Source organism: Entomohabitans teleogrylli (genome assembly GCF_001484765.1).
GTDB lineage: Bacteria > Pseudomonadota > Gammaproteobacteria > Enterobacterales > Enterobacteriaceae > Entomohabitans > Entomohabitans teleogrylli.
Window position 1 is genome coordinate 1 of record NZ_LLXO01000067.1, and the last position, 4,895, is coordinate 4,895.

General features: G+C 51.2%; 5 protein-coding genes and 4 tRNA genes. 2 read left to right on the forward strand and 7 right to left on the reverse strand.

The genetic code is table 11. The annotated features are described in order from the left end of the window. The 5 genes from AQ981_RS26695 to AQ981_RS25120 all read right to left on the reverse strand — a co-directional run. On the reverse strand, nucleotides 1-126 hold a 126-nt coding region (locus AQ981_RS26695; RefSeq protein ID WP_000031650.1), incomplete at its 3' end, for a GTP-binding protein. Between the two features lie 109 nt (nucleotides 127-235). Then, nucleotides 236-311: transfer RNA gene (locus tag AQ981_RS25105), tRNA-Thr, on the reverse strand. Between the two features lie 6 nt (nucleotides 312-317). Continuing rightward, nucleotides 318-392, reverse strand: a tRNA-Gly gene (locus tag AQ981_RS25110). 109 nt (nucleotides 393-501) lie between these two features. Then, a tRNA-Tyr gene (locus AQ981_RS25115) sits at nucleotides 502-586 on the reverse strand. Between the two features lie 9 nt (nucleotides 587-595). Then, nucleotides 596-671: transfer RNA gene (locus tag AQ981_RS25120), tRNA-Thr, on the reverse strand. Nucleotides 672-1,011: 340 nt separating this feature from the next. Here AQ981_RS25120 and AQ981_RS25125 point away from each other — a divergent pair. After that, the gene (locus AQ981_RS25125; RefSeq protein WP_058914489.1) at nucleotides 1,012-1,512 is read left to right on the forward strand and encodes a GNAT family N-acetyltransferase; all 501 of its coding nucleotides are present in this window, start codon (nucleotides 1,012-1,014) and stop codon (nucleotides 1,510-1,512) included. Nucleotides 1,513-1,721: 209 nt separating this feature from the next. Beyond that, entirely contained in the window at nucleotides 1,722-2,672 is a 951-nt protein-coding gene (gene coaA / locus AQ981_RS25130; protein WP_058914490.1) for a type I pantothenate kinase, read from the forward strand. Nucleotides 2,673-2,737: 65 nt separating this feature from the next. Here the strand turns inward: coaA and birA are convergent, their stop codons facing one another. Together birA and murB are read right to left on the reverse strand one after the other, a co-directional pair. Further along, on the reverse strand, nucleotides 2,738-3,700 hold the full coding sequence (birA, locus tag AQ981_RS25135; protein ID WP_058914491.1) for a bifunctional biotin--[acetyl-CoA-carboxylase] ligase/biotin operon repressor BirA: 963 nt from the start codon (nucleotides 3,698-3,700) through the stop codon (nucleotides 2,738-2,740). Beyond that, the gene (gene murB, locus AQ981_RS25140) at nucleotides 3,697-4,725 is read right to left on the reverse strand and encodes a UDP-N-acetylmuramate dehydrogenase (RefSeq protein ID WP_058914492.1); all 1,029 of its coding nucleotides are present in this window, start codon (nucleotides 4,723-4,725) and stop codon (nucleotides 3,697-3,699) included. Before murB ends, birA begins: the two co-directional genes overlap by 4 nt. Nucleotides 4,726-4,895: the final 170 nt, after the last annotated feature.

The following is a 4,895-nucleotide window of genomic DNA, read 5'->3' on the forward strand; positions in this document are numbered from 1 at the left end:
ACCACCGTAGGTTTTCGCCAGAACGGTAGTGATGGCAGCGGTCAGCGTTGTTTTACCATGGTCAACGTGGCCGATAGTACCGACGTTAACGTGCGGTTTTGTACGTTCAAACTTTTCTTTAGACATCGATTGTCCCTCTAAGACACGGATAAATCGGTGGTATCACCACATCAACCAGGCTACTGCCTGAATTCGCTGAATACTTACAGAAAAGAAACCGGAAGGAGAAAAGAAGTGGTGCTGATAGGCAGATTCGAACTGCCGACCTCACCCTTACCAAGGGTGCGCTCTACCAACTGAGCTATATCAGCACATCTTGGAGCGGGCAGCGGGAATCGAACCCGCATCATCAGCTTGGAAGGCTGAGGTAATAGCCATTATACGATGCCCGCATCCTGGAACTCGGCTACCCGAATCTTTCTGTACTGAAGGAATATCCCTTCATTCGGACCGACTTGCTTATGCTTATCGCTCCAGGCGACGCTATCGCGTTGCCGAAAATGGTGGTGGGGGAAGGATTCGAACCTTCGAAGTCTGTGACGGCAGATTTACAGTCTGCTCCCTTTGGCCGCTCGGGAACCCCACCCGAACTTGATGGTGCCGGCTACCGGAATCGAACTGGTGACCTACTGATTACAAGTCAGTTGCTCTACCTACTGAGCTAAGCCGGCATCAAGTAGCGCGCATTCTAGGAACAGCAGCGGTCTCATGCAACAAAAAAATTGCATAAAACGCTCTACCGCTCACATTTTGCTCAATTCCACAGAGTTCTGACTGATATTCGGTCAGCGGCGGGTAAATAATAGCCACAAAAGCGCGTTTGCGTCACAGCCTTCGATAAACAAAACCAGGCCTTTGCTGCTTTTTTGAAGTGCAAACGGTCAAAAACAGCGCTCTGTTTCAGTGCGCTTATTGTCATCATGGTACGTAATACCTGCCGCACTGACTCCTTTATGTGACATGGATCACTTCTTGCACAGTAAAAAACGACTGTAGCCGTTGAGGAATCCCATGAAAATTGCCCAGCTCAATTCCGCGACTCTGCCCGTTTACTACCGGGACATCGCGACTCTGCTTGTTGAAGCTGATACAAGCCTCAGCAGCGTGGAAACTCAGGTATATCGGCTCAGGAGTGCCCTTGAACAAAATAGCGCGCTGATCTGGATAGCACGCGATGAAGTGGGTATTGCTGGTATGGCGTACCTGTCACTCAGTCAGGATAGTGATGGTATGAATCGCGCTCAGTTAAAAGCCCTGCGGGTTTTACGCCATAAACGTGGTCAGGGAACCGGCAAGTTACTGCTTAACACGCTGGAGGCGGCGGCACGCATGCAGCAGCGCGGCCTGGTATACCTTAATATGCCGACGGGTTCCCCTGGGGAAAAATTCTTGCGGGCGTCAGGTTACCGCTGCCTGGGCGGGTTACCCGATTATCTGTGCTCCGGTGCCGGAACTTGCCGGGCGTCGATTATCTATTACAAGCGGCTGAGCACTTTTCCCGGCGTGCGTTAACCGCTCTGGTTAGCTTATTGTTGAGCGTGATGCCCTGGCATGCAGGCATCACGTCGCCAGATTTTTTCTTATTATTCCCCACCATCTGGTGTTACCCTCCTGCCCATTGTCTCGAATAAATGCATTATTATGCGCAAACAGGTCATCCCGGACAGTCGCCGCGCGGCTGGCTGTACAAAAGAGCCTGAGTGGCCGGCGGAAGCATGCTTATGAGTACCAGAGAACAAACATTAATGACTCCATACCTACAATTTAACCGGAGCCAGTGGGCGGCGCTTCGCGACTCCGTCCCCATGACTCTGACCGAAGGTGAAGTGGCGCGCCTGAAAGGCATCAACGAAGATCTTTCTCTGGAAGAAGTGGCAGAGATCTACCTGCCGCTCTCCCGTTTGCTGAATTTTTATATCAGTTCTAATTTACGCCGCCAGGCTGTACTGGAACAATTTCTCGGCAGGAATAGTGAGCGGATCCCTTACGTTATCAGTATCGCCGGTAGCGTCGCGGTGGGTAAAAGTACCACTGCCCGCGTACTCCAGGCCTTACTGAGCCGCTGGCCGGAACATCGCCAGGTGGAATTAATCACCACTGACGGTTTTCTTCATCCTAACCAGGTACTGAAGGAAAGGGACCTGATGAAGAAAAAGGGATTTCCCCAGTCCTATGATATGCATAAACTGGTGAAGTTCGTTGCGGATATTAAATCCGGCGTACCCAATGTTACGGCGCCGGTCTATTCCCACTTAATTTATGACGTGATTCCAGATGGCGACAAAACGGTTACTCAACCAGATATTTTAATACTGGAAGGGTTAAATGTACTGCAAAGCGGCATGGATTATCCCCACGATCCCCACCACGTTTTCGTTTCCGATTTTGTGGATTTCTCTATTTATGTTGATGCGCCGGAAGAATTACTGGAAACCTGGTATATCAATCGTTTCCTTAAATTCCGGGAAGGGGCCTTTACCGACCCTGACTCTTATTTCCATAACTATGCAAAATTAACCGAAGCAGAAGCCGTTGATGTAGCCACTCAGTTATGGAAAGGAATTAACTGGCTGAACTTAAAAGAAAACATACTTCCCACTCGCGAGCGGGCCAGCCTGATTTTAACGAAAAGTGCAAACCATGCTATCGAATCGGTGCGTCTGAGAAAATAACGGCGTTAGCCGCAGAAAAGTCCCTGCGGCTTCTTCCCATCACCAGCGTTGATAATATAAGAAGACTATTTAGCGCCGCGCAGAGATATTTCCCCACCAACCCAGGGTTTTATTACACCATCCTGTTCCAGCAACAGAGCTCCCTGCTCATCAATTCCCCGCGAGATACCGTAAATTTCCCGATCACCGATAATCAATTTTACCGGACGGTTAATAAAATTATCCAGTTTCTCCCAGCGCGACAGAAAAGATGCCAGCCCTTCATTTTCAAATAACGCCAGGGCAGTGCGCAGTTCTTTAATCAAACGAATGGCCAGTTGATTACGATCAATCGTAATACCGGCTTCCTGAAGGTTAATCCATCCCTGATTAACGACATCCGATTCAACATGCCGCATCGCCAGATTGATCCCGGCGCCAATGACTATCTGCGCTGCGTCGCCGGTTTTCCCTGTTAACTCGACCAGGATCCCTGCCAGCTTACGATCCTGAAGATACAGATCGTTTGGCCACTTGACCCGTACCTGATCTGCGCCAAGATCGTGGAGAACTTCTGCCATCACGATACCAATCACCAGACTCAGGCCAATCGCCGCTGCCGGCCCTTGCTCAAGCCGCCAGTACATGGAAAGGTACAGGTTCGCGCCAAAAGGAGAAAACCACTTTCTGCCGCGCCGACCGCGGCCAGACTGCTGATATTCGGCAATACAGGCATCGCCGGAGTGTAACTCATTAATGCGATCAAGCAGATACTGGTTAGTCGAGTCAATGACCGGCAACACAGCCACAGCGCCTTCGGTTATCTGTTCCCGTATCCGCTGAGGATTCAATAGTTGGATCGGCTCCGGTAAGCTATAGCCCTTACCCGGTACGGTGAAAACATCCACACCCCAGTCACGTAGCGTCTGAATATGCTTATTAATTGCCGCCCGGCTCATCCCCAATTGCTCTCCCAGATGTTCGCCTGAGTGGAATTCGCCGTCAGCCAGAATAGAAACCAGGGTAAGAGGAACCGTATTGTCTTTCACGCTATTTTCTCCACGGCATCGATCTCTCCTGCAGCACCAATAAAACGTACTTCAGGTTCCAGCCAGACATTAAATTTCTCCCCTACTTTGTGCCTGACATAACGTGCCAGCGCAACCACATCATCACTGGTGGCACTTTCTTCGTTAATCAGGACCAGTGCCTGCTGGCGGTGTACAGCAGCCCCACCGATACGCTGCCCTTTTAAGTTACAGCGATCGATAAGCCAGCCAGCGGCCAGTTTTACCGAACCATCAGGCTGAGGATAATGCGGCGCATCAGGATGTGTCGCCATAAAACGCAGTGCTTGTGGGGCGGCAAGAAGAGGGTTCTTGAAAAAGCTCCCGGCGTTTCCCTGGATGCGCGGATCCGGGAGCTTTGTGGTACGCATCCGGCATACACTGTCAAATACTTGCTGAGCAGTGGCTGTTTCAGGATCCAGGCGCGTTAAATCACCGTAGTTCAGAACCGGCCTCCAGCTCTTCTCCAGACGCAACCCCACAGCGACAATTGCATAACCGTGCTGGTATTCATGTTTAAAAATGCTGTCCCGATAACCAAACCGGCACTGTGCTGCGGATAAACGCTGCACCTGCCCGCTCTCCAGCTCTACACAAACGACCCATTCACAGCGCTGGCTTAGCTCTACGCCATAAGCGCCAATATTCTGGATCGGCGAGGAGCCTGCGCAGCCTGGTATCATGGCCAGGTTTTCCAGTCCCGGCATATTACGCTCCAGTGTAAAGCATACCAGTTGATGCCAGTTTTCACCGGCCCCCACCTCCAGATGCCAGGCGTCATCCGTTTCATGGACCGTAATACCCTCAATTCTGTTCAGAATAACGGTGCCGGAAAAGTCCTCCAGGAACAGGACATTGCTTCCTTCCCCGAGAATCAGTACCGGATGGCCTGCCGACATCGCTGACTGCCATGCGCCGATCAGTTGTTCTGTCGTGCTGGCATTAACAATCTGAGCGGCATTGCATTGAATGCCAAAGGTATTGAAGGGCTTAAGAGAAGTGTTCATTACATCGGTCCTGAAAACAAAACCGGGCTAGTTTACCCTGGTTGAGTCAGTTTGGCTTGCAGGAACGCCATGCATACCGGGATATCCGGGCAACGACGGGTCTAACCCGGGGTGACAGGGAGAGCCCCGGGAACAGTTCCTCCCTGTGTTTTCATCCACCGTCCGGCCGG

Excerpts from the sequence above, each read along its gene's own strand:
- AQ981_RS25125 (WP_058914489.1), top strand. The coding sequence starts at position 1,012 with ATGAAAATTGCCCAGCTCAATTCCGCGACTCTGCCCGTTTACTACCGG.
- murB (WP_058914492.1), bottom strand. The coding sequence starts at position 4,725 with ATGAACACTTCTCTTAAGCCCTTCAATACCTTTGGCATTCAATGCAAT.
- coaA (WP_058914490.1), top strand. The coding sequence starts at position 1,722 with ATGAGTACCAGAGAACAAACATTAATGACTCCATACCTACAATTTAAC.